The sequence below is a fragment of the Leclercia sp. LTM14 genome (assembly GCF_023736175.1).
Lineage (GTDB): Bacteria > Pseudomonadota > Gammaproteobacteria > Enterobacterales > Enterobacteriaceae > Enterobacter > Enterobacter barmai.
Map to the genome: position 1 here is coordinate 16,256 of NZ_JAIKTT010000005.1, position 23,671 is coordinate 39,926.

At 57.7% G+C, this 23,671-nt stretch carries 20 protein-coding genes and 3 pseudogenes; 18 read left to right on the forward strand and 5 right to left on the reverse strand.

Annotation, left to right across the window (positions count from 1 at the left end; all coding sequences use genetic code 11):
• The first annotated feature begins 38 nt into the window (after positions 1 to 38).
• Positions 39 to 257: a DUF2754 domain-containing protein gene (locus K5I40_RS12395; protein ID WP_039031465.1), complete on the forward strand. Its 219-nt coding sequence runs from the start codon at positions 39 to 41 to the stop codon at positions 255 to 257.
• Here the strand turns inward: K5I40_RS12395 and ddlA are convergent.
• A complete protein-coding gene (ddlA, locus tag K5I40_RS12400) occupies positions 254 to 1,354 on the reverse strand; it encodes a D-alanine--D-alanine ligase (protein WP_039031483.1) in 1,101 nt (366 codons plus the stop codon). The genes K5I40_RS12395 and ddlA overlap by 4 nt on opposite strands.
• Positions 1,355 to 1,460: 106 nt before the next feature.
• Between ddlA and K5I40_RS12405 the strand changes: the two genes are divergently transcribed.
• The 6 genes and pseudogenes from K5I40_RS12405 to adrA all read left to right on the forward strand — a co-directional run bounded on the left by K5I40_RS12405 (position 1,461) and on the right by adrA (position 6,089).
• On the forward strand, positions 1,461 to 2,180 hold the full coding sequence (locus K5I40_RS12405; RefSeq protein ID WP_223074647.1) for an extensin family protein: 720 nt from the start codon (positions 1,461 to 1,463) through the stop codon (positions 2,178 to 2,180).
• Between the two features lie 133 nt (positions 2,181 to 2,313).
• Positions 2,314 to 3,536, forward strand: a pseudogene (locus tag K5I40_RS12410) (multidrug efflux MFS transporter).
• A 239-nt stretch (positions 3,537 to 3,775) separates the two neighbouring features.
• Positions 3,776 to 4,036, forward strand: coding sequence for an anti-adapter protein IraP (gene iraP, locus K5I40_RS12415; protein WP_039031467.1), 261 nt, complete (start codon positions 3,776 to 3,778; stop codon positions 4,034 to 4,036).
• 98 nt (positions 4,037 to 4,134) lie between these two features.
• Positions 4,135 to 4,409: pseudogene (locus tag K5I40_RS12420) on the forward strand (alkaline phosphatase); the annotation flags it as partial.
• Positions 4,410 to 4,562: 153 nt separating this feature from the next.
• Positions 4,563 to 4,883 carry a phosphate starvation-inducible protein PsiF gene (gene psiF, locus K5I40_RS12425; protein ID WP_039031469.1) on the forward strand — a complete coding sequence of 107 codons (321 nt, stop codon included), beginning with the start codon at positions 4,563 to 4,565 and terminating at the stop codon, positions 4,881 to 4,883.
• A gap of 105 nt (positions 4,884 to 4,988) precedes the next feature.
• On the forward strand, positions 4,989 to 6,089 hold the full coding sequence (adrA, locus tag K5I40_RS12430) for a diguanylate cyclase AdrA (RefSeq protein ID WP_138370678.1): 1,101 nt from the start codon (positions 4,989 to 4,991) through the stop codon (positions 6,087 to 6,089).
• A 14-nt stretch (positions 6,090 to 6,103) separates the two neighbouring features.
• On the opposite strand, the gene proC is transcribed toward adrA, so the two are convergent.
• A complete protein-coding gene (gene proC / locus K5I40_RS12435) occupies positions 6,104 to 6,913 on the reverse strand; it encodes a pyrroline-5-carboxylate reductase (protein WP_039031470.1) in 810 nt (269 codons plus the stop codon).
• Between the two features lie 86 nt (positions 6,914 to 6,999).
• On the opposite strand from proC, the gene K5I40_RS12440 reads away from it, so the two are divergent.
• From K5I40_RS12440 to ppnP, 5 genes are all read left to right on the forward strand, one after another.
• Positions 7,000 to 7,458, forward strand: a complete 459-nt coding sequence (locus K5I40_RS12440; RefSeq protein ID WP_138370642.1) for a YaiI/YqxD family protein — start codon at positions 7,000 to 7,002, stop codon at positions 7,456 to 7,458.
• 274 nt (positions 7,459 to 7,732) lie between these two features.
• Positions 7,733 to 8,257 (forward strand): shikimate kinase AroL, encoded by a 525-nt coding sequence (aroL, locus tag K5I40_RS12445; protein WP_138370641.1) that lies wholly within the window; start codon positions 7,733 to 7,735, stop codon positions 8,255 to 8,257.
• Between the two features lie 46 nt (positions 8,258 to 8,303).
• The gene (gene yaiA / locus K5I40_RS12450) at positions 8,304 to 8,495 is read left to right on the forward strand and encodes a protein YaiA (protein WP_039031473.1); all 192 of its coding nucleotides are present in this window, start codon (positions 8,304 to 8,306) and stop codon (positions 8,493 to 8,495) included.
• 225 nt (positions 8,496 to 8,720) lie between these two features.
• Positions 8,721 to 9,398 carry an AroM family protein gene (locus K5I40_RS12455; protein WP_138370640.1) on the forward strand — a complete coding sequence of 226 codons (678 nt, stop codon included), beginning with the start codon at positions 8,721 to 8,723 and terminating at the stop codon, positions 9,396 to 9,398.
• A 72-nt stretch (positions 9,399 to 9,470) separates the two neighbouring features.
• A complete protein-coding gene (gene ppnP, locus K5I40_RS12460; protein WP_039031475.1) occupies positions 9,471 to 9,755 on the forward strand; it encodes a pyrimidine/purine nucleoside phosphorylase in 285 nt (94 codons plus the stop codon).
• Positions 9,756 to 9,804: 49 nt separating this feature from the next.
• On the opposite strand, the gene rdgC is transcribed toward ppnP, so the two are convergent.
• On the reverse strand, positions 9,805 to 10,716 hold the full coding sequence (rdgC, locus tag K5I40_RS12465) for a recombination-associated protein RdgC (RefSeq protein WP_039031486.1): 912 nt from the start codon (positions 10,714 to 10,716) through the stop codon (positions 9,805 to 9,807).
• Between the two features lie 124 nt (positions 10,717 to 10,840).
• On the opposite strand from rdgC, the gene mak reads away from it, so the two are divergent.
• Positions 10,841 to 11,746, forward strand: a complete 906-nt coding sequence (gene mak, locus K5I40_RS12470) for a fructokinase (RefSeq protein ID WP_223074648.1) — start codon at positions 10,841 to 10,843, stop codon at positions 11,744 to 11,746.
• Positions 11,747 to 11,874: 128 nt separating this feature from the next.
• Here the strand turns inward: mak and sbcC are convergent, their stop codons facing one another.
• Complete coding sequence (gene sbcC, locus K5I40_RS12475) at positions 11,875 to 15,006, reverse strand: exonuclease subunit SbcC (protein ID WP_223074649.1); 3,132 nt, start codon at positions 15,004 to 15,006, stop codon at positions 11,875 to 11,877.
• Positions 15,003 to 16,208, reverse strand: a complete 1,206-nt coding sequence (sbcD, locus tag K5I40_RS12480) for an exonuclease subunit SbcD (protein ID WP_223074650.1) — start codon at positions 16,206 to 16,208, stop codon at positions 15,003 to 15,005. The genes sbcC and sbcD overlap by 4 nt, the downstream gene beginning before the upstream one ends.
• 194 nt (positions 16,209 to 16,402) lie before the next feature.
• Here sbcD and phoB point away from each other — a divergent pair, with 194 nt between their 5' ends.
• From phoB to malZ, 5 genes and pseudogenes are all read left to right on the forward strand, one after another.
• Positions 16,403 to 17,092: a phosphate response regulator transcription factor PhoB gene (gene phoB / locus K5I40_RS12485; RefSeq protein ID WP_039031479.1), complete on the forward strand. Its 690-nt coding sequence runs from the start codon at positions 16,403 to 16,405 to the stop codon at positions 17,090 to 17,092.
• 21 nt (positions 17,093 to 17,113) lie between these two features.
• Positions 17,114 to 18,409 carry a phosphate regulon sensor histidine kinase PhoR gene (gene phoR, locus K5I40_RS12490; protein WP_039031480.1) on the forward strand — a complete coding sequence of 432 codons (1,296 nt, stop codon included), beginning with the start codon at positions 17,114 to 17,116 and terminating at the stop codon, positions 18,407 to 18,409.
• Between the two features lie 409 nt (positions 18,410 to 18,818).
• Positions 18,819 to 20,138 (forward strand): branched-chain amino acid transporter carrier protein BrnQ, encoded by a 1,320-nt coding sequence (gene brnQ / locus K5I40_RS12495; protein ID WP_039031481.1) that lies wholly within the window; start codon positions 18,819 to 18,821, stop codon positions 20,136 to 20,138.
• 80 nt (positions 20,139 to 20,218) lie between these two features.
• Positions 20,219 to 21,592 (forward strand): proline-specific permease ProY, encoded by a 1,374-nt coding sequence (proY, locus tag K5I40_RS12500; protein WP_139564421.1) that lies wholly within the window; start codon positions 20,219 to 20,221, stop codon positions 21,590 to 21,592.
• Positions 21,593 to 21,723: 131 nt separating this feature from the next.
• A pseudogene (gene malZ, locus K5I40_RS12505) lies at positions 21,724 to 23,540 on the forward strand (maltodextrin glucosidase).
• The last annotated feature ends 131 nt before the right edge of the window (positions 23,541 to 23,671 follow it).

The window sequence follows — 23,671 nt, forward strand, 5'->3', positions numbered from 1 at the left end:
AAACTGTGCGAGGATAGATTTTTTCTTCTGGAGCGACCATGAAACTGCCTGCCAAAATTCGCCGTGACTGGCACTTCTATGCTTTTGCTATTGGGCTGATCTTTATTTTGAATGGGGTGGTAGGACTGCTGGGCTTCGAAGCGAAGGGCTGGCAAACCTATGCGGTGGGGTTGGTGACCTGGGTGGTCAGCTTCTGGCTGGCCGGGTTTATCATTCGCCGCCGCCCGGAAGAGACGACGGCGAACGACGCGGATTAACCGTTCACTGAAATCTGCAGCGCGCTGTCAGCGGCATGTCGCTCCAGCGCCAGTTCAATCAGGCGGGTGATTAAATCCGGATAGCTCAGGCCACTGGCCTGCCACAGTTTCGGGTACATGCTGATGTTGGTGAAGCCGGGCAGGGTGTTGATCTCGTTGATCACCACGCTGTTATCCGCCGTTAAGAAGACGTCGACGCGCGCCATGCCGCGGCAGCCCAGGGCCTGATACGCTTCGATGGCAATCGCGCGGATCGCGTCGTTAACCTCAGCATCCAGCGCCGCAGGGACCACCACCTGTGCGCCCTTGTCATCGATGTATTTGGTGTCGTAAGAGTAGAACTCGCTGTTCAGCACCACTTCGCCGCAGGTGCTGGCCTGCGGAAAATCATTGCCCAGCACCGCACACTCAATCTCACGCCCTTTAATTCCCTGCTCAACCACCACTTTGTGATCGAAGGTGAACGCCAGACGCACCGCTTCGCTGAACTGCGCTTCGCTGTTCACCTTGCTGACGCCAACGGAAGAGCCCTGGTTAGCCGGCTTGACGAACAGCGGCAGGCCAAAGCGGGCGCTGAGATCGGCAAAGGTGTGTTGCTCGCGGTTGGCGCGGGTGAGGGTGACAAACGGCGCCACGTTCAGCCCGGCATCGCGCAGCAGGCGTTTGGTGACGTCTTTATCCATACAGGCGGCGGAACCGAGCACATCGGAGCCGACGAACGGCAGGTTGGCCATGCGCAGCATCCCCTGCAGGGAGCCATCTTCGCCCAGCGTGCCGTGGACAATCGGGAAGATAACGTCGAGCTGTGAAAGCGTCTGGCCGGTGCCGGCGTCGATCAGCTGGCCCTGCACTACGCCCGGTACGGTGGCAACGCTGATTTCAGACGGGTTCAACGCAATGCGCGCCGGATCGTCAGCATTAAGCAGATAGCCCTGCTCGTCGTTAATGTGCCACTGGCCCTGTTTATCAATACCCAACAGCACGACTTCAAAGCGGCTCTTATCAATCGCGTTAACGATATTTTTGGCCGATTGCAGCGACACTTCGTGCTCTGCTGATTTTCCCCCAAAGACAATACCTACCCGCAACTTCGCCATCACTTCGTTCATCCACTCTGACTCAAAACGCTTACCATATCACGATGCCCGGCGGGATTCGCCGCCTTCTGCCATAATGTTTTTGACACATCGCAAAGGGGGGTGAGTGAAAGGAAAAAGCCTGATTATCTGTCTGATACTGATTGTTGCGGCTGTGGCGGGCTATCGCTGGCTGCCGTCTTATTACAATCCTTTTGCGCCGCTCACCCTCGACGATCCCCCCGGCACCCTGACCCAGTTTAAGCTCCGTCGCCTGACGCCCGAGCATTGTGACGTGCTGCTGGCTCAGGCCAATGCGCGCCAGCTGATCCGCACCCAGGCAGTGGCCGACAGCACGGGAGAGTGTCCGTTGAGCGACGTGGTGCGGGTGCGCAGTTTTGGTCACGTCAGCCTCAGCAGCAGCTTTCTGGCCAGCTGCCCGCTGGCGCTCAGTACGGCGCTGTTCGTTGATCAACAGGCCCGGCCGCTGACCCAAAGCCTGATGGGAAGCAGCCTTTCGCGTATCGACCATTTCGGCAGTTTTGCCTGCCGGAACATCTATCACCGTCCCAACGCCCGGCGCAGCGAGCATGCCACCGCCGAGGCGCTGGACATCAGCGGATTTACCCTGGAAAACGGTCAGCGAATTTCGGTCCTGCGCGGCTGGAAGAACGCCCGAACCGAACCCTGGCTGCGGGCGCTGCTCAGCGCCAGCTGCGGCTACTTCGGCAATGCCCTCGGCCCGGATTACAACGCCGCCCACGCCAACCATTTTCACCTGGGGATGCGCGGTTTTGGCTACTGCCCGCAAAGCATAAATCACCAGCAAAAAGGCGAAAATATGTGACATATTTCACAAATATGATGACTGGGAAGATAAAACACCGAAGTCGCGTCAGGCGCATCTCTGACAACTAACGGCGCAACGTAACTTGCTAATCTGATAACGAATTTACGTAATATGAAGACAGTACCCGCCTATGGAATCGTGGAAGGTTAACCTCATCTCGGTCTGGTTTGGTTGTTTTTTCACCGGCCTTGCCATCAGTCAGATTTTGCCGTTTTTGCCGCTGTATGTGTCTCAGCTTGGCGTCTCGTCCCATGAGGCGCTGTCGATGTGGTCAGGACTGGTCTTCAGCGTCACGTTTCTGGTGTCGGCCATCGTCTCGCCCATGTGGGGCAGCCTCGCGGATCGCAAAGGGCGCAAGCTGATGCTGCTGCGCGCCTCGCTGGGGATGGCGATTGCCATCCTGCTGCAGGCGTTTGCCACTAACGTCTGGCAGCTGTTCCTGCTGCGCGCCCTGATGGGGCTCACCTCCGGCTATATTCCGAATGCGATGGCGCTGGTGGCCTCCCAGGTGCCCCGGGAGCGTAGCGGCTGGGCCATCAGCACTCTGTCGACGGCGCAGATCAGCGGGGTGATTGGCGGTCCGCTGATGGGCGGATTCCTGGCAGACCACGTGGGGTTGCGCGCGGTGTTCGTCATCACCGCCGTCCTGCTGGTGATCAGTTTTCTGGTGACGCTGTTTCTGATTAAAGAGGGGCGCGCCCGACCGTGAGCAAGGCGGAGCGACTGAGCGGCAAGGCGGTGTTTGCCTCGCTCCCTTATCCGGGGCTGATGATCAGCCTGTTCGTCACCACCATGGTGATCCAGCTCTGCAACGGCTCGGTGGGGCCGATCCTCGCCCTGTTTATTCAGTCGATGGCGCCCGAGAGTAACAATATTGCCTTCCTCAGCGGGATGATTGCCGCCGTGCCGGGGATTTCTGCGTTAATGTCCGCTCCACGGCTGGGCAAGCTCGGGGATCGCATCGGCACGGGCCGTATTCTGATGGCGACGCTTATCGTGGCGGTGGTGCTCTTTTTCGCCATGTCCTTTGTCACCACCCCGTTGCAGCTTGGCGTGCTGCGCTTTTTACTCGGCTTTGCTGATGGCGCCATGCTGCCCGCCGTGCAGACCCTGCTGATCAAGTACTCCAGCGATCGGGTCACCGGGCGCATCTTCGGCTATAACCAGTCGTTTATGTACCTGGGGAACGTGGCCGGTCCGCTGATGGGGGCCGCGGTTTCGGCGATGGCCGGATTCCGCTGGGTATTTGCCGCCACCGCGGTGGTGGTGCTGGTGAATATTCTGCAACTGGCGTGGGCGATGCGCCAGCGCCGCCTGCGGGAAGCCCGGACTCAGGCGGCAAAGCGTCTTTAATGTTGTTGTATAATATAGTGTGATCTGACCGCCATTATCATAAATGTGAAATGGCGGTTCTTCATTTTAATTATTCTGCTAAGAAAGAATTAAATTTAATTTAAAGCACGTCTTATCACGCACCCAGAGATACTATTTTATGATGCATGTGGGGTTTGCTTAAAAATAGTACTTTTACCCACTTTGCAAGAATCAGACATAATGATAACGTCGAAAAAAACTGATAAGGAAATAGCGCTGTGAAAAATCTCATTGCAGAGTTGTTGGTGAAGCTGGCAGAAAAGGAAGAAGAGTCAAAAGAGCTGGTGGCTCAGGTTGAGGCACTGGAAATTGTGGTCACCGCACTGTTACGCCAGATGGCGCAAAGCGATCAGCAGGCGTTGATCAAAAGCGTTGAAGGCGCGCTGGATGAGGCCCGACCAGATGCGGAGGTACCGGCCCAGGATAGCGAGATGCTGCAGCAATACGTAAAAAAGCTGCTACGGCACCCGCGCAGCTGAACGGTTATCTGACTTAAGTTATTGTCATAGAAACGTCACGTCGGTTGCCTGTAGTCGCTCTGTTTTATTTTTCATGTATTTCTCCATGGAGAAAATAAGTGAAACAGAGCGCATTTTATATTGCATTACTCCCTCTGCTGTTTACCCCCACTATTTATGCTGAAAATGTCGCATCCACTACGGTACTTGATAATCGTGCTGCCCAGGGGATATCACCTGGCCCGGCGGGGCTCGTCGTTTGACGGAAGTTCAGACCGCCGCAATTCGCGCGTCATTAAATGATAAGCCAGCCCAAAATATTATTCTGCTGATTGGCGACGGAATGGTCGATTCCGAAATAACCGCGGAACGAAATTATGCCGAAGGGGCAGGCGCGTGCAGGCTCAGGCCCGTGGCTATCAGTTGGTGAGCGATGCCGCATCAGGGCTGATATAAACTGGCTGCCCGACGGGAAAATATCCCGCCGGGTGGTTTTTTTATCAACACGGACCAGACTTAAGGAGATCATTCACAGAAGGAAAGTGCTATGAAAATCACACTGCTGGTCACGCTGCTCCTTGGGCTGTTTTCTCTCACCCCGGCGGGGGCGCAGGATAAACAGCTCACCCCGCAGCAGCAACGCATGACTACCTGCAACCAACAGGCGACCGCCCAGGCGCTGAAAGGCGACTCCCGTAAGACCTACATGAGCGATTGCCTGAAAAACGCCTCTTCTAAACCCAACGAAAAAAGCCTGACGCCGCAACAGCAAAGAATGCGTGAATGTAACTCCCAGGCGACGCAACAATCGCTCAAAGGCGATGACCGTAATAAGTTCATGAGCGCCTGCCTGAAGAAAACCGGCTAGTTCAAAAGGGTGAGCGCTTCGTCTGGCTCACCCGAAATATCATACTTAGCGCCAGATAAGCCTTTCTATAATTTGGGAAAATACTATTGAGTATTCCCAATGCCCATGAATGATGAGAACTTTTACACTAAAGCCTATGCCCGTGAGGGTATAAACCAGGCGCGATCCGCGGATGAACATCACCGCGAAGGCATCCGTCTGGCCCGCCGGTTACGTTTACCCCGTGCTGTGGGTCTGGCTATTCTTTTCTTCCCGATTGGCAGCATGCTGGCCGCGCTGCCGGCGAACGGCCTCTGGTGGCTACTGCTGGTGGGATGGGCGTTCGTCTGGCCGCACCTGGCCTGGCAATTAGCGATGCGCTCGGCGGATCCTCATCATAATGAGATGTTCAACCTCAAAATTGACGCCATTATGGCCGGGGTATGGATTGGGCTGATGGGCTTCAACGCCATGCCCAGCGCGGCGCTGATCATGATGATGAGCATGAACCTGATGGGCGTGGGGGGCATCCGGCTTTACGCCACAGGCGCGTTAATGACTGCACTGTCGGCGCTGGTAACCCTGCAAATGATGCACGTGCCGCTGGCCTTCGTCAGCGCCCCGCTGGAAATCTGGCTCGCGCTGCCGGTCATTGTGGGTTATCCGATGCTGTTTGCCTGGGTCAGTTTCCATACTACCAACAGTCTGGTGGAGCATAAGCGGCGGCTGGAGCTGATGAGCACGCTGGACGGGATGACAGGGGTATTTAACCGTCGCCACTGGGAAGTGCTGCTGCGCACGGAGTTTGAAAACTGCCGTCGCTACCACCGGAGTGCGACGATGCTGCTGATCGACATCGATCACTTTAAGGGCATTAACGACACCTGGGGCCACGACGTCGGCGATCAGGCCATTATCGCCGTGACCCGCCAGCTTCAGCTGACGTTACGCGCCAGCGATATGATTGGCCGTTTTGGCGGGGATGAGTTCGCGGTGATCATGAGCGGGACGCCTGCGGAAAGCGCCATTGCGGCGATGTCGCGGGTCCATGAACGGCTGGCGGAACTGCGCCTGCCGGGTGCGCCGCAGGTAAAGCTGTGCATCAGCGTCGGGGTTGCGCCGCTAACGACGTCGATGGTGCATTACCAGGAGTGGCTGAAAGCGGCGGATATCGCACTCTATAAAGCGAAAAATGCCGGACGGAACCGCACCGAGGTGGCCGCATAACGTCCGGCTGTCGATCAGGATTTGCTCAGCAGCTCTGATTTTTCCATGCACTTATTCATGGCTTCAATGACGGCTGCGCGGAATCCGCGCTCTTCCAGCACCCGCACCGCTTCAATGGTGGTGCCGCCCGGTGAGCAGACCATATCTTTCAGTTCGCCGGGATGTTTGCCGGTCTCCAGCACCATTTTGGCTGAACCCATCACCGCCTGCGCAGCAAACTTATAAGCCTGCGCGCGCGGCATCCCGCCCAGCACCGCCGCATCCGCCATCGCTTCGATAAACATAAACACGTAGGCGGGCGCCGAACCGCTGACGCCCACCACCGGGTGGATCATCGCCTCGGCAATTACTTCGGCTTCCCCGAAGCAGCGGAAAATATTGACCACATCGGCAACTTCTTCCGTCGTCACCAGCGCGTTAGGGGTGATGGAGGTCATGCCCGCTTTCACCAGCGACGGCGTGTTTGGCATCGCGCGGACGATTTTACGGTCGTGGCCCAGGGCGCGCGCCAGCTGGTCGAGGGTGACGCCTGCCGCGATTGAGACCACCAGGGTCTCTTTATTGAGGCTGGAGGTGATATCGCTCAGGACTTTGACCATCATGTTCGGCTTCACCGCCCCGAAGACGATATCGGCCACCTGCGCCACTTCCTGGGCGCTCTGCGCAGCGTTGATCCCGTACTGGTCGTGCAGGGCGGCGACCTTGTCTGGCGACGGGGTGTAGACCCAAATCTGACCCGGCAGCACCTGACCGCTGGCAATCAGTCCGCCGAGAATGGCTTTGCCCATATTACCGCAGCCGATAAAACCGATTTTCTTCTCCATCACGTCTCCCTCTTAAACTTTGTTATGATTGTCGAACTTTAGCCTATCAGGTTTTGTTACGCAGCATTATATGCCGGAGAGAGAAGATGGCGATTTGGGTGGATGCCGATGCGTGTCCCAATGTGATTAAAGAGATCCTGTTTCGCGCCGCCGAGCGCGTTCAAATGCCGCTGACCCTGGTGGCGAATCAGAACCTGCGCGTGCCGCCGTCCCGCTTTATCCGCTCCCTGCGCGTCCCGGCCGGTTTTGACGTGGCCGATAACGAAATCGTGCGCCTGTGCAGCGCGGAGGATCTGGTGATCACCGCCGACATTCCGCTGGCGGCGGAAGTGCTGGAGAAAGGGGCGGCAGCCCTCAACCCGCGCGGCGAACGTTACTCCCCGTCCACCATCCGCGAGAAGCTGACGATGCGTGATTTTATGGACACCATGCGCGCCAGCGGCGTGCAGACCGGCGGGCCGGATAGCCTCTCCCAGCGCGACAGGCAGCTGTTTGCCGCCGAGCTGGATAAATGGCTGCTGGAAGTGAAGCGCCGCCAGGGTTAATCATCACTGCGACATATGTTTTGGTCATTATTACCCCAGTCCGGGGTTGTCAACGGCGGGTGGGTTCAGGTAAGGTGGGCGCACCGGCTAGTGCCATCATTTCTTTACAGGTTCTTTCCTTGATATTTCTGGAGTTGACTGAAATGTCAGTAAAAAGCCACGCCTGATGTAATAATTTTTTTACGGTTAACGTGTGTACTAGCTTAATGGTATCATTGCACTCTTTTCGACTTCACGTCCCGCACGTCTGCGGCATCAAGGGGAACACCTGGTCATGACCCAGCCTATTTTTTTAATTGGCCCCCGCGGCTGTGGCAAAACCACCGTCGGTCTTGAACTGGCTCGTCTGTGCCAGAGTGAATTTGTCGATACCGACCACTGGTTACAGACCCAGGCCGGTCAGAGCATCGCCGACATTGTTGAGCAGGAAGGGTGGGAGAGTTTTCGCGCCCGTGAGACGGCCACTCTCGAAGCGGTGACGGCAGGCTCCGGCATTATCGCTACCGGCGGCGGCATTATTTTGTCTGCCTACAACCGGCAGTTTATGCGCGAAAAGGGCATTGTGATTTACCTTTGCGCCCCCGTCCCGGTGCTGGTGGAGCGCCTTGAGGCCTCCCCGGAAGAGGGACAGCGTCCAACCCTGACCGGCAAACCCATCAGCGAAGAGGTGAGCGCGGTGCTGGCAGAGCGTGACGCGCTCTATCGCGAAGCCGCGCATCATGTGGTGGACGCATCGCTTGCGCCTGAAGACGTGGTGCAAAATATCGTCGCTGCGCTGCATCTGGCATGCGCCAGCTAACTGATGTCTATACTGATAGTTCAGCCAACCAAAAAAAGGATGAACTATGCCAACCAGACCTCCCTATCCGCGTGAAGCCCGTATCGTTGCCGTTGAAAAAGGTGCGACGGGCCAGACCGTAACCTGGTATCAGCTGCGCGCCGACCACCCGAAACCGGATTCGCTCATCAGCGAGCATGAAACGGAGCAGGAAGCGCAGGATGCCAAAGTCCGTTACGAAGACCCCGATAAGTCCTGATAAAAATCTGAAAGCATAAAGAACCGTACGGTAATCACATTTTTAACAAAGCGTAAACATGAATCGGAGGGTAATGTTCAGGGTTTACAGACACATTGTGTCAGGCTCGCGGATCTTTACATTCCAGCACCCTAAAGTGCTGCTACGCTTTTCAGCACTTTTTCTGAACAGCGAAGTGAGCCTGTATCTGTGTCACGGTAGTGATGGTTAAGAAAGGCGAGAACAATGAAGGCGACGTTGGCGATCCTCACGATTGGGGTAGTCCCGGTAAGCGAAATATTACCGCTCTTAACAGAGCATATTTCTGAACAACAGATAACGCATTACAGTCTGCTCGGTACGCTGAGCCGGGAAGAGGTCATGGAAGACTACGCCCCTGAACGGGGTGAGGCGCGGCTGCCAGTTCTGCTCAGCGACGGTAAGCTGGGCCACGTCTCGCTGCCAAAGATCGAGCGAGGCCTGCAAAGCGTGATTGAAGTGCTCGATAACCAGGATTATGAGGTGATCCTGCTGATGAGCACGGCCCCCATCACCGGGCTTGTCGCCCGCAACGCGATCCTGCTTGAGCCGATGCGGATCATCCCCCCGCTGGTCGGATCCATTGTCGACAGCCATCAGGTGGGGGTGATCGTCCCGATGGATGAGCTGCTGGAGAACCAGTCGAAAAAATGGCAGGGTCTGTCCAACGCGCCGCTCCTCGCCGTAGCCAATCCCTTCTGGGACAGCGAAAACAGACTCATCGACGCCGGACGCGATCTGCTCGATCGCGGCGCGGACGTTCTGATGCTCGACTGTCTCGGTTTCCATCAGCATCACCGCGATTTACTGCAAAAAAATCTGGATGTGCCGGTGCTGCTGTCAAACGTGCTGGTGGCCCGGCTGGCCTCGGAATTGCTGGTCTGATGATTTTGCGTGACAGGCATGGAGTGTCACCCCTATATTGGATTGACAACCAACGACAATAAGGACCAGTCCATGCTTCAGAGTAATGAATACTTTTCCGGTAAAGTGAAGTCCATCGGTTTTAGCAGCAGCATTACTGGCCGCGCCAGTGTCGGCGTAATGGAAGAAGGGGAGTACGCCTTCGGGACCGCGCAACCTGAAGAGATGACCGTAGTCAGCGGCTCACTGAAGGTGTTATTACCGGGTGAAACCGAGTGGAAAATCTATAATCCGGGTGATGTTTTCAACGTACCCGGCCACAGCGAATTCCATCTGCAGGTTGCTGAACCTTCATCCTACCTGTGTCGTTATCTGTAAAAAAAAGAGCCGGGTTAACCCGGCTCCGATTTCTGACTGGCAGTATGCATTAACGCTGTGCTTCGCCGCCTAATCCTTCCACCACGCTTTTAATCAACGCCGCCAGTTCACCCGTCATCAGAATGAAGTCAGCATCAAAGCGCTGGGCGTAGTCGTCCCGGTCGATATCGTCGTTCTGATCGCGCAGCTCATCGGAAAACTTCAGACGCTTGATTGAGCCATCGTCACACATCATGAACTGAATACGCTGCTGCCAGTCGAGGGCCAGCTTGGTCACCAGCTTGCCGGCTTCGATATGCACGGCGATTTCGTCGCTGACCAGCTCCTGCTTCTTGGCGCGGATCACGCCGCCATCTTCCAGAATCGCTTTCAGCTCGGCTTCGTCCAGCAGCTGGAACCCCTGCGGAACGTTGTTGCCGCGTACCCACTCGGTGAGGGTCAGCTCGATCGGGTTTTCCATCGTCAGCGGCACCACCGGCAGCGAGCCGAGGCTTTTACGCAGCAGCGCCAGGGTGTCTTCTGCTTTTTTGGCGCTGGCGCAGTCGACCATAATCAGGCCGTTTACCGTGTCGATCCACATCATCGTCTGGCTGAAGCGGCTGAAGGCGCGCGGCAGCAGGGAGTGCAGAACTTCATCTTTCAGCGAATCTTTTTCCGTTTTTTTCAGCTTCCGGCCCTGTTCGGCTTCCAGCTTGAAAATTTTGGCTTCCAGCGCCTGCTTCACCACCGGCGTCGGAAGGATCTTCTCTTCCTTACGCGCGCAGATGATGATTTGACCATTGGTGGTGTGGGTCAGCGCATCGCTCTGTGATCCCATAGGCGGAACCCATCCGGTTTTGGCCATGTCCTGGCTGCCACACGGGGTAAATGCGTAAAGGTCTAACTGTTTTTCCATCTCGTCTGCGCGCAGTTCGATATCGCGGCTGAGACGGTAAACCATCAAATTTTTGAACCACAGCATGATAATTTCCACGGTCTTGTCGTTTAATTCAGCGGGCATGATAGCGAATTGTCGCATCGCTTGCATTGCTAATCGGGTAGCAGGCTTCTACTCTGTTGATAATCAAAATAATGAGGAACGTCCTGTGCGAATTGGTATTGATCTCGGCGGCACCAAAACAGAAGTCATCGCCCTTGGCGAGCAGGGGGAGCAGCTGTTCCGCCACCGCCTGCCCACCCCGCGTGACGACTACCGGCAGACCATTGAAACCATCGCTCATCTGGTGGAGATGGCCGAAAAGGGCACCGGCCAGACCGGCACGGTGGGTATGGGCATTCCGGGGTCGATTTCGCCCTATACCGGGGTGGTGAAAAACGCGAATTCGACCTGGCTTAACGGCCAGCCCTTCGACCGCGACTTAAGCCAGCGCCTGAACCGCGAAGTCCGGCTGGCGAACGACGCTAACTGCCTGGCGGTCTCCGAGGCCATCGACGGCGCGGCGGCGGGCGCACAAACTGTATTCGCGGTGATCATCGGAACCGGCTGCGGGGCAGGCGTAGCCTTTAACGGCCGCTCCCATATCGGCGGCAACGGCACGGCAGGCGAGTGGGGGCATAACCCGCTGCCGTGGATGGATGAAGATGAACTGAAGTACCGCGCGGAAGTGCCGTGCTACTGCGGCAAGCAGGGCTGTATCGAGACCTTTATTTCCGGCACCGGCTTTGCCACCGACTACCGTCGTCTGAGCGGCCATCCGCTGAAAGGCAATGAGATTATGCGGCTGGTGGAGGAGCAGGACGCCGTCGCCGAACTGGCGCTCAGCCGTTACGAGATGCGGCTGGCGAAGTCGCTGGCGCACGTGGTGAATATTCTCGACCCGGATGTGATCGTGCTGGGCGGCGGCATGAGTAACGTTGACCGTCTCTATACCACCGTTCCGCAACTGGTGAAGCAGTGGGTGTTTGGCGGCGAATGCGAAACCCCGATCCGCAAAGCGGTGCACGGCGACTCCAGCGGCGTACGCGGCGCGGCCTGGCTGTGGCCGAACTGATAGTGCCATTGGTGCGGCCTGTTTCCCCTCACCCTGACCCTCTCCCCATAGGGGAGAGGGAATTTGTCCCCCCTCTCCTTTGAGGGAGAGGGCCGGGGTGAGGGTGAGCAGGCCGCACCCATCCTTAACTACTCCACCGCAAACACCTTATCCAGCCTGCTGTACCCCAGCCCGTTGATCTTCTTCACTTTGATCTGCACCGGAATGCGCTCTTTCATCGCCTCCACGTGGCTGATCACGCCGATGGTTTTACCGCTGGCGTTCAGCGCATCCAGCGCATCCAGGGCGGTATCCAGCGTTTCGCTGTCCAGCGTGCCGAAGCCCTCATCGAGAAACAGCGAGTCAATCTGCGTCTTGTGGCTTACCAGATCGGAGAGGGCCAGCGCCAGCGCCAGGCTCACGAGGAAACTTTCCCCGCCGGAGAGTGTGCGGGTATCACGCACCGCATCCGCCTGCCAGGTGTCCATCACCTCCAGCTCCAGCGCGTCGCTGGCCTTGCGCTGCAGCAGGTAGCGGCCATGCAGGCGGGTCAGCTGCTGGTTGGCGAGCCACACCAGATTGTCCAGGGTTAAGCCCTGGGCGAACTTGCGGAAGCGATCCCCCTCTTTGGAACCGATCAGCGAGTTCAGATAACCCCAGTCATCCGCCTGACGAGCCGCCTCTTCGATCTGCTGCATCAGCGTCTGCTGGTGCTGGCGATTGTCGCTGTCCTGCTTAAGCTGCTGGCGGATCTCCCCCTGACGGGTGGTGTTTTCGCGAAGCTTCAGCGCCAGCTGCTGGAGTTGCTCGTGCAGAACCGGGGCTTGCGTTGTCAGGCCCGCCGGGCGCTGTTCCAGATGTTCGTTCAGCCGTTGACCGGCCTGCTGGAGCAGCGCCGTGGTCTGCTGGATCTGATTCTCCAGGCTGTGTTTCAGCTGCTCCAGACGCTGAACCGTCCCGGCATCCAGCAGGGCCGCGAGAAACGCCTCGCGATCGCTAAAGACGCTGGCGGCCAGCGCGGCGGTAAACTGCGCCCGGGATTGTTGCAGGCGCTCGCTTTCCAGCTTGTGCTGCTGTTGCAGCGTGGCGAGCTGGCTTTGCAGGGAGACGCACTCGGTGTGGATCTCGCGCCAGTTATCCGGGATGGTGCTTTCCGCTTCCGTGAGATCCGTTTCCGGCAGGGTATCCAGCAGCGGTGCCAGGGCGGTGATGCGATCCCGCAGGGCATTATGCTGCGACTGCCGCTCCTGCCAGGCCAGCGACTCTTTTTCGCGTTCAGCAAGCCAGGCCGCCTCGGTGCCGTCCTCCGGCACCGCCAGCGACAGGGCATCAAGCGTTTTCGCCATCGCCGTGCGCGTTGCCAGAAGCTGCTGCTGGTAGAGTTGTTCCTGGGCTTCCTCTTCGTTCAGCTGGCTTTGCAGGGTCAGACGCTGGCTAAGCTGGTGGAGCTGCTGCTCGTACTGCTCCTGTTCAGCCAGCCAGAGGGTGATATCTTCCTGAATATTCAGGTTAACGTTCAGGGAACCACACACCGCCTGCCACTCTTTAGTGAGCGCTTGCTCTTCCTGCGAGAGGGTCTGCGCTTCGCTTGTTTCTCGCTGAAGCTGAGTATTGAGCGCATTCACCTGTCCGAGCACCAGCAGGCCTTCCTCTTTGAGAGCGGCAACCTCTTTTTCCATCGCGTCCCGGCGGCGCTGGTTTTCGGTGAGCACTAAGGCCTGGTACTGGGCAATCGCCGGATGCCCGGTGGAGCCGCAGAGCGGGCAGGGCTTCCCGGCTTCCAGTTCCGCCCGGTAGCTCTCCAGCTTTTTGATCTTCTCTTCCTGCTCACACAGGGTTTTGAGATCGAGATAGTGCTGGTTTTTCTCTTTGTACTGCTGACGGCGCAGCGTCAGGGTTTCGTTCAGTGTTGCCAGTTCACCCTGCGCCTTTTGCACGCTTTCGCCATTCTGGCGCAACCGCTGCTGCAGGGGCTGATAGCGGGCATGCAGGGTGGTCAGGCGCTGGCGTGCCACGCGGGACTGGGTCTGGAGCGCCATCTCAGCGGCGGCCTGTTCCGCGCTGAGCGTCAGCGTGCTTTCCGGTAATCCGGCCAGCTTCTGGCGTAACTCCGTAAGACGCCGGGTCAGGGTCGCCATCTGCGTTTTATCGCGGTTGAGCTGGGTAAAGTGCGCCCGCCAGCCGGCAATCTCCTGACTCCACTGGCGGAAGCGATCGTGTTCGGTGAGCCACTGGGTGAGCGCGGTCAGTTCGGTTTGCAGCTCATCGCGCGCGCGCAGGGCCCCGTTGCGAATGCGCGAGCGCAGCTCCACTCTGGACTGTAAGCGAGTATTCACATCCTGCATCTGCTGCTCGGTTTGCGACAGAAGGGCAAGCTGCTCCTGCTGCCGCTCCCACTGCGGACGCAGCTGGGCCGCAGGCTGGGCCAGATGCAGCTTTTCCAGCTCGGGCATGGCGTCGGTCAGAGTCTGCTGCGCCTGCTGTTGGGCAGCCATCGACTGCTGTTGCTCGCGCACAAGCTCATCGTGGCGAGTAAGCCATTGAAAATCTTTCTGTTGCGCCTGCTGCTGGGCCAGCAGCTGCGTTTCTTCGTCGGTAAGTACCTGCAAACCTTGCTGAAGCTGTTGCTGCTGTTCTTCACTGAGCAACACCACCCCGGCGGCCTGGGCCTGGCGCTTCTCCAGCTCGCTGCGCGCCGCTTTATGTTTTTCAAACACCATAGCGGAAATCTGGCCGTAAATTTCCGTGCCGGTCAGCTCTTCCAGCAGTTCGGCGCGCTCTTTCGGTTTGGCGTTCAGGAAGGCGGCAAACTGTCCCTGAGATAAGAGCATCGAGCGGGTAAAGCGGTCGTAGTCGAGCCCGGTCAGGGAGGCGACCAGCTCCAGCTTGTCCTTTACTTTATCCGCCAGAATTTTGCCATCTTCACACTGGGCCAGCTCCACGCGGGGCACCTGCAGGTTGCCGTCCGGCTGGTTGCGCGCCCGGTTCTGGCTCCAGAAGGCACGATAGGCGATCCCTTTGACTTCAAACTCCACTTCGGCGAGGCACTCGGCGGTGTCGCGGGTCATCAGGTCGTTTTGCGACTGCGAGACCGTATTCAGGCGCGGCGTCTCGTGATAGAGCGCCAGGCAGATGGCGTCCAGCAGGGTGGTTTTACCCGCACCGGTCGGGCCGGTAATGGCAAACAGGCCATTGCTGAGGAAAGGCTCGGCGGTAAAGTCGATTTTCCATTCGCCCTTGAGGGAGTTGAGGTTTTTCAGGCGCAGGCTGAGAATTTTCATGCGTCATCCTCCTCATTGCTGAGGGCGTGGAGCGTGTGGCTGAACAGTTCGTTGAGGCGGGCACGCTGGGCATCATCCAGGGGTTCCTGTGCGAGGCGGCGCTCAAAAACCTCCTCCACCCGCAGCTCGCTGAGGGTTTCCCGCAGGCTGCTGGCCAGGCTCTTTTCGCGCTGCTCGCGGCTGCGACGCACCAGCAGCACCTCCACCGGCAGATCTTCCGTCAGGTTCTGGATCTTGCGCTGCATGTCGTGCAGGTACTCATCGGTGGTGAGTTCGATATCCAGCCAGACGGGCGGCGTTTGTTCCACGCCGCGCCACTGCTCAAGCTGGGCGGTAATGGCCGCCAGATCGCCCTTCAGCACCGCCAGCGGCTGGGTAATGGGCACCTCAAGTGATTCGACGGCGCTGAGCTTGCCCTGGTCGAAACTCACCAGATGCACGCATTTGCTTTTGCCGGTTTCATCAAAGCTGAGGGGAATAGGGGAGCCGCAGTAGCGAATATGCTCGCAGCCGCCAATCATCTGCGCCCGGTGAATGTGGCCCAGGGCGATATAGTCTGCCGCCGGGAAATGCTGGGCGGGAAACGCATCCAGCGTACCGATATAGATGTCACGTACCGCGTCACTTTTACTGGCCCCGACGGTGGTGAGATGCCCGGTCGCGATAATCGGCAGCACGCTGTCGCCGCGAAGCGCGCAGGCCTGGGTATATTGATCGTCATAATAGTGGGTGATGGCTTTTAACAGCTGCTGCTGTTTCTCTGTCCCGGACAGACCCGCCTGGCTCTGCACCACGTCGCGCGGACGTAAAAACGGGATCGGGCACAGCACCGCCCCGGGCGTGCCGTCGCGTCTGTTCAATATTTGCGGCGCATGACCGGCGCTGGCGACCACGGTGGTATTCAGAAAAGCCAGGATCTCACGGGATTCATTCAGGGTGGCGACGGAATCATGGTTGCCCGCTACGATCACCAGATGGCAGCCGGTTTTTTGCAGGTTCACCACGAAGCGGTTATAGAGCTCGCGCGCATAGCTCGGCGGCGAGCCGGTATCGAAGATATCCCCGGCCACCAGGATGGCATCGACGTCCTGTGATTGCGCAGTCTCAAGCAGCCAGTTGAGGAACGCTTCATGTTCGGCGGCGCGGCTTTTGCTGTAAAAATTTTGTCCCAGATGCCAGTCCGAGGTGTGAAGTATGCGCATAACAGATCCGTGGCAAAAAAAGGTTAGCGGGATTATAAACTTTCAGGGTGACGAAGATAACCGTTACAATCGGGGCTGCCATAAAACAACGGCTTGCCATTATTAGCGGGTACGTTTTTCATAAATCTGTCATAAATCTGACGCATAATGACGCCGTATTACAAACATGTAACCTCAATAAGACAGGGCTAAGTATGGCGAGACGTATTCTGGTCGTAGAAGATGAAGCACCCATTCGCGAAATGGTCTGTTTCGTGCTCGAACAAAATGGCTTTCAACCGATAGAAGCCGAAGATTACGACAGCGCGGTGAATCAGCTCAACGAACCCTGGCCCGATCTGATCCTGCTCGACTGGATGTTGCCTGGCGGCTCTGGTCTGCAATTCATCAAACATATCAAACGTGAAGCGTTAACCCGCGATATCCCGGTGATGATGTTAACCGCCCGTGGCGAAGAGGAAGATCGCGTGCGTGGCCTGGAGACCGGCGCGGATGACTACATCACCAAACCCTTCTCCCCGAAAGAGCTGGTGGCACGCATTAAGGCCGTGATGCGCCGTATTTCACCGATGGCGGTGGAAGAGGTGATTGAGATGCAGGGCCTGAGCCTGGATCCTACCTCGCACCGCGTGATGACCGGTGAAAACCCTCTTGATATGGGGCCGACCGAATTCAAACTGTTGCACTTCTTCATGACCCACCCGGAGCGCGTCTACAGCCGCGAGCAGTTGCTCAATAATGTCTGGGGCACTAACGTTTATGTTGAAGATCGAACGGTGGATGTTCACATTCGCCGTTTGCGTAAGGCACTCGAAACCAGCGGTCACGATCGCATGGTACAGACCGTCCGCGGCACGGGTTATCGTTTCTCCACCCGTTTCTGAACAATGACAGGAGTGTGACGCGTGCTGGAACGTCTGTCATGGAAAAGGCTCTGTTTTGAACTGATACTTTGCTGTATCCCGGCCCTGATCCTCGGGGCCTTAATCGGTTATTTACCCTGGTTTTTACTGGCAGCGGTCACAGGACTGCTGATCTGGCACTTCTGGAATTTGCTCCGCCTGTCATGGTGGCTGTGGGTTGACAGAAGTATGACGCCGCCGCCCGGCAGCGGAAGCTGGGAACCTCTTCTGTATGGCCTGCACCAGATGCAGATGCGTAATAAAAAACGCCGTCGTGAGCTGGGCAGTCTGATCAAACGCTTTCGCAGCGGCGCGGAATCGCTGCCGGATGCGGTGATACTCACCACCGAAGAGGGAACAATGTTCTGGTGCAACGGTCTGGCACAACAGCTGCTGGGCCTGCGCTGGCCGGATGATAACGGGCAAAACATTCTCAACCTGCTGCGTTATCCGGAGTTCACGCAGTATCTGAAAAAACGCGACTTCACCCGCCCGCATAATCTGGTGCTCAACAACGGTCGTCATCTGGAGATCCGCGTGATGCCCTACAGCGACAAACAGTGGCTGATGGTGGCGCGCGACGTGACGCAAATGCACCAGCTCGAAGGGGCGCGGCGCAACTTCTTCGCCAACGTCAGCCACGAATTACGCACCCCGCTGACGGTGCTGCAGGGCTATCTGGAGATGATGCAGGAGCAGACCCTGGAGGGTGCGCCGCGGGAAAAAGCGCTGCAGACCATGCGCGAGCAGACGCAACGCATGGAAGGCCTGGTGAAGCAGTTGCTGACCCTCTCGCGCATTGAGGCGGCTCCGACCCTGGCGCTGAATGAAACGATCGATGTGCCGATGATGCTGCGGATGTTAGAGCGCGAAGCGCAGACCTTAAGCCAGCAGCAGCACCAGCTTACCTTCGAGGTGGATAACACCCTGAAAGTGCGCGGCAGTAACGACGAGCTGCGCAGCGCGATCTCGAACCTGGTCTATAACGCGGTGAATCATACCCCCGCCGGGACCCACATCACCGTGCGCTGGCAGCATGTGCCCACGGGGGCGGAGTTCAGCGTTGAGGACAATGGCCCGGGGATTGGTCCGGAGCATATTCCTCGTCTGACCGAGCGTTTTTATCGGGTGGATAAAGCGCGTTCCCGGCAGACGGGCGGCAGCGGCCTGGGGCTGGCGATTGTTAAGCATGCCATCAATCACCACGACAGCCGTCTCGATATCGTCAGTACGCCGGGTAAGAGCACGCGTTTCAGCTTCGTGATCCCGGAACGTTTAATTGCCAGTAACAGCGCCTGACGGCGTCACTGTAATCAGATATTGCCACAGGCCAGCGTATGCTGGCCTGTTTGCTTTGCAGTCAACCGAAGCGCGGGTAAATTTTATACGCCTGTTGCTTTTTTGTTCGCATGATTAGCCATGAGTTTTTCTTATAAATGGTGTAATGTTCCACTCTCATCTTTCAGGCTGGCATATTGTTCTGGTTTTCAGATCCCATATTGCCTTTAAACGTTATAAGCGTTTAAATTGCCCCCCTGATATCGTCGGACAGACTGTATTTGCGTGGTAAATCGAAAAACTATTCTTCTCCACGCCGGTAGGAAAGCATTTCCCGCTGAGATTGCACATTTTTTCCGCTGTTTTGTTCCGCAACGGATAGCGAAAAATTCAACGTTTTCAACACCACATCCACAGGCAGTAAGGTTTTATGACCCATCAATTGAAATCGCGCGATATCATCGCGCTGGGCTTTATGACATTTGCGCTGTTCGTTGGCGCTGGCAACATCATCTTTCCTCCCATGGTTGGCTTACAGGCGGGTGAACACGTCTGGACGGCGGCTATTGGCTTTTTAATTACCGCCGTAGGTCTGCCGGTACTGACCGTCGTTGCGCTGGCGAAAGTTGGCGGCGGCGTTGACAGCCTCAGCGCGCCGATTGGCAAGGTGGCCGGGGTGATGCTGGCCGTGGTCTGCTACCTGGCGATCGGCCCGCTGTTCGCTACGCCGCGTACCGCGACCGTCTCCTTCGAAGTGGGGATTGCCCCGCTGACCGGCGACGGCCCGCTGCCGCTGTTTATCTACAGCCTGGTCTACTTCGCTATCGTGATTCTGGTGTCGCTCTATCCGGGCAAGCTGCTGGATACCGTGGGTAACTTCCTGGCACCGATGAAGATCCTGGCGCTGGTGGTACTGGCTGTTGCGGCGATTATCTGGCCTGCCGGCCCGCTGAGCTCCGCAACCGAAGCGTACCAGAATGCGGCTTTCTCTAACGGCTTTGTGAACGGCTATCTGACCATGGATACGCTGGGCGCGATGGCATTCGGTATCGTGATCGTTAACGCTGCGCGTTCCCGCGGCGTGACCGAAGCGCGTCTGCTGACCCGTTACACCGTCTGGGCTGGCCTGATGGCGGGCGCAGGGCTGGCGCTGCTCTATCTGGCGCTGTTCCGTCTCGGTTCCGACAGCAGCGTGCTGGTTGACCAGGGCGCTAACGGTGCGGCAATCCTGCATGCTTACGTTCAGCACACCTTTGGCGGCGCGGGAAGCATGATGCTGGCAATCCTGATCTTCCTGGCCTGTCTGGTGACGGCGGTTGGCCTCACCTGTGCCTGTGCAGAGTTCTTTGCCCAGTACGTGCCGCTCTCTTACCGCACGCTGGTATTTATCCTGGGCGGCTTCTCCATGGCGGTGTCGAACCTGGGTCTGAGCCACCTGATTCAGGTCTCCATTCCGGTGCTGACCACCATCTACCCGCCGTGCATCGTGCTGGTCGTGCTGAGCTTCACCCGCGGCTGGTGGAACAATTCCACACGAATTATCGCGCCGGCCATGTTTATCAGTCTGCTTTTTGGTATGCTTGACGGCATTAAGGCATCTGCTATCAGCGCCATTCTGCCTGCCTGGACACAGCGTCTGCCGCTGTCCGAACAGGGTCTGGCGTGGTTGATGCCTACCGTTGTTGCACTGGTACTGGCAATTATCTGGGATCGTGCTGCAGGGCGTCAGGTTACATCGAACGCGCACTAATCAACGGCTGAATGTTTAACCACGGGGCGTAATGCCCCGTGGTTTTTTGTTTTTTTTAGTCTGAAATGGCATGACAACAAATGGAAAGCACTAACAAACTCAAGCGTGGATTGAGCGCCCGCCACATCCGCTTTATGGCGCTGGGTTCTGCAATCGGTACTGGTCTTTTTTATGGCTCGGCAGATGCCATCAAAATGGCCGGTCCCAGCGTTCTGCTGGCGTATCTTATCGGCGGTGTTGCCGCTTACATCATCATGCGTGCGCTGGGGGAGATGTCCGTACATAACCCGTCAGCCAGCTCCTTCTCTCGCTATGCGCAAGAAAACTTAGGTCCGCTTGCTGGGTATATCACCGGCTGGACCTACTGCTTCGAAATCCTGATTGTGGCCATTGCCGACGTAACGGCGTTCGGCATTTATATGGGCGTCTGGTTCCCGACCGTGCCGCACTGGATCTGGGTGCTCAGTGTGGTGCTGATCATCTGCGCCATCAACCTGATGAGCGTGAAGGTGTTTGGCGAGCTGGAGTTCTGGTTCTCCTTCTTTAAAGTCGCCACCATTATCATCATGATTGCTGCCGGTATCGGCATCATTATCTGGGGTATCGGCAACGGCGGAGAGCCGACCGGGATCCACAATCTGTGGAGCAACGGCGGTTTCTTCAGTAACGGCTGGATAGGCATGGTGATGTCGCTGCAGATGGTGATGTTTGCCTACGGCGGGATCGAAATCATCGGTATCACCGCCGGTGAAGCGAAAGATCCTGAGAAGTCCATCCCGCGCGCCATCAACTCGGTGCCGATGCGTATCCTGGTCTTTTATGTAGGCACGCTGTTTGTGATCATGTCCATCTACCCGTGGAACCAGGTTGGTACCAACGGCAGCCCGTTCGTGCTGACGTTCCAGCATCTGGGGATCACCTTTGCCGCCAGCATTCTTAACTTCGTGGTGCTGACCGCGTCGCTTTCCGCCATCAATGCCGACGTCTTCGGCGTGGGGCGCATGCTGCACGGCATGGCCGAGCAGGGCAGTGCGCCGAAGGCGTTCGCCAAAACCTCCAGCCGCGGTACGCCGTGGGTGACGGTGCTGGTGATGACCGTGGCGCTGCTGCTGTCGGTGTACCTCAACTACATCATGCCGGAGAACGTCTTCCTGGTGATTGCGTCGCTGGCAACCTTTGCCACCGTCTGGGTGTGGATCATGATTCTGATGTCGCAGATTGGCTTCCGCCGCCGTCTGTCGCCGGAAGAGGTAAAAGCGCTGAAGTTCAAGGTGCCGGGCGGCGTGGCAAGTACCGTTGCTGGCCTGATCTTCCTGGTCTTTATTATCGGCCTGATTGGTTACCATCCGGAAACCCGCATCTCGCTGTATGTCGGCTTTGCGTGGATTGCGCTGCTGCTGGTGGGCTGGGTGTTTAAACGCCGCCGCGAGCGTCAGTTAGCGCAAGTGCAGTAACAGCAATGCCCGGCAAACGCCGGGCATTTTTCTCCTCCCCCTTCCTCCTCCCCCAATAAACCTCTCCGTGAGGAGTGAACATCAACTACCCTGTGGCAAGGTGACCTCATTTCTGGGAAAGGGGATAAAAGATGTTGAATGCATGGCACCTGCCGGTTGCCCCATTTGTTAAGCAAAACAACGATAAACTTGTCATCACGCTGTGGCTGACGGGCGAGAATTTGCCTGAGCGGGTGACGCTGCGCGCTGAAATCGATAATGAAGAGACGTCGCTGAAAATGCAGAAGCAGCGCAGCCAGCCGCAACCCGGCGTAACGGCCTGGCGGGCCACCCTCGACGTGGAGAAAGGGCAGCCGCGCCGTCGCTACAGCTTTAAGATGCTCTGGCATAACCGCCAGCTGTGGTTCACCCCGCAGGGTTTCAGCCGTTTTCCACCCGCGCGCTGGAGCAGTTTGCCGTCGATTACCCGGATGCCGGGCCGCAGTGGGTGGCCGACCAGGTCTTTTATCAGATCTTCCCGGACCGCTTTGCCCGCAGCCAGCGGCGCAACCCGGAACTGGATCGAACCTATCATCACCATGCCGCGGGGCATGAGACGCTCTTCCGGGAGTGGGATGAGCCGGTAACCGCCCAGGCAGGGGGATCGACGTTTTACGGTGGCGATCTCGACGGCATCAGCGAGAAGCTGCCCTATCTGAAAAAACTGGGCGTTACGGCGCTCTACCTCAACCCGGTGTTTGTCGCCCCCAGCGTGCATAAATACGACACCGAAGATTATCGCCACGTGGACGAGCGGTTTGGCGGCGACGTCGCCCTGTTACGCCTGCGGGAGAACACCCACCGGGAGGGGATGCGCCTGATCCTCGATGGCGTGTTCAACCACAGCGGTGATTCCCACGCCTGGTTCGACCGCCACAACCGGGGGACGGGCGGGGCCTGCCATAACCCGGATTCGGCCCAACGGGACTGGTACAGCTTTGACGACGAGGGCCGCGCCCTCGACTGGCTGGGCTACGCCAGCCTGCCGAAGCTGGATTATCAGTCGTCCGGGGTGGTGGATGAGATCTACGGCGGCGAGGACAGCATTGTTCGTCACTGGCTGAAAGCGCCGTGGAGCATGGACGGCTGGCGGCTGGACGTGGTGCACATGCTCGGCGAAGGCGGCGGGGCGCGCCATAATCTGCAGCACGTCACCGGGATCACCCGTTCGGCGAAGGAGGCCAATCCAGAGGCTTTCGTCTTTGGTGAACATTTTGGCGACGCCCGCCAGTGGTTACAGGCTGATGCAGAAGATTCGGCGATGAACTATCGCGGCTTCACCTTCCCGCTGTGGGGTTTCCTCGCCAATACCGATATCTCTTACGATCCGCAGCAGATTGATGCGGAAACCTGCATGAGATGGATGGATAACTACCGCGCCAGCCTTTCCCATCAGCAGCAGCTGCGCATGTTTAACCAGCTCGACAGTCACGACACCGCCCGCTTTAAGTCGTTGCTCGGCAAAGATGTCGCCCGCCTGCCGCTGGCCATCACCTGGCTGTTCACCTGGCCTGGGGTGCCGTGTATTTACTATGGCGATGAGGTGGGGCTCGACGGCAATAACGATCCGTTCTGCCGGAAGACCTTCCCGTGGGAGGATGAAAAACAGGACAAAACCCTGCTGGCGCTCTACCAGCGGTTAATCAGGCTGCGCAAGCAGAACCAGGCTCTGCGCTACGGCGGCTGTCAGGTGGTGTACGCCCACGACAACGTGGTGGTGTTTATGCGCGTCTACAACCAGCAGCGGGTGCTGGTGGCCATTAACCGGGGCGATGCCTGTGAAGTGGTGATGGACGATTCGCCGCTGCTCAACGTTAAGCAGTGGCTGCTGAAAGAGGGGAAAGGCGTGGCGCAGGACGGCGTACTGTCGCTCCCGGCGATCTCGGCTTGCGTCTGGTTCGGTAATTAATTTGCTGTACGGCAGGTGCTGAGCGCCTGCCGCCTGCTTCCGGGTGGGAAGAATTTCTGAAAAGCGACTAGTTTTACAGTCAGAGATAGCGGAAATGCAACAATTTGTGTCAATCTGCTTAACCCATATAC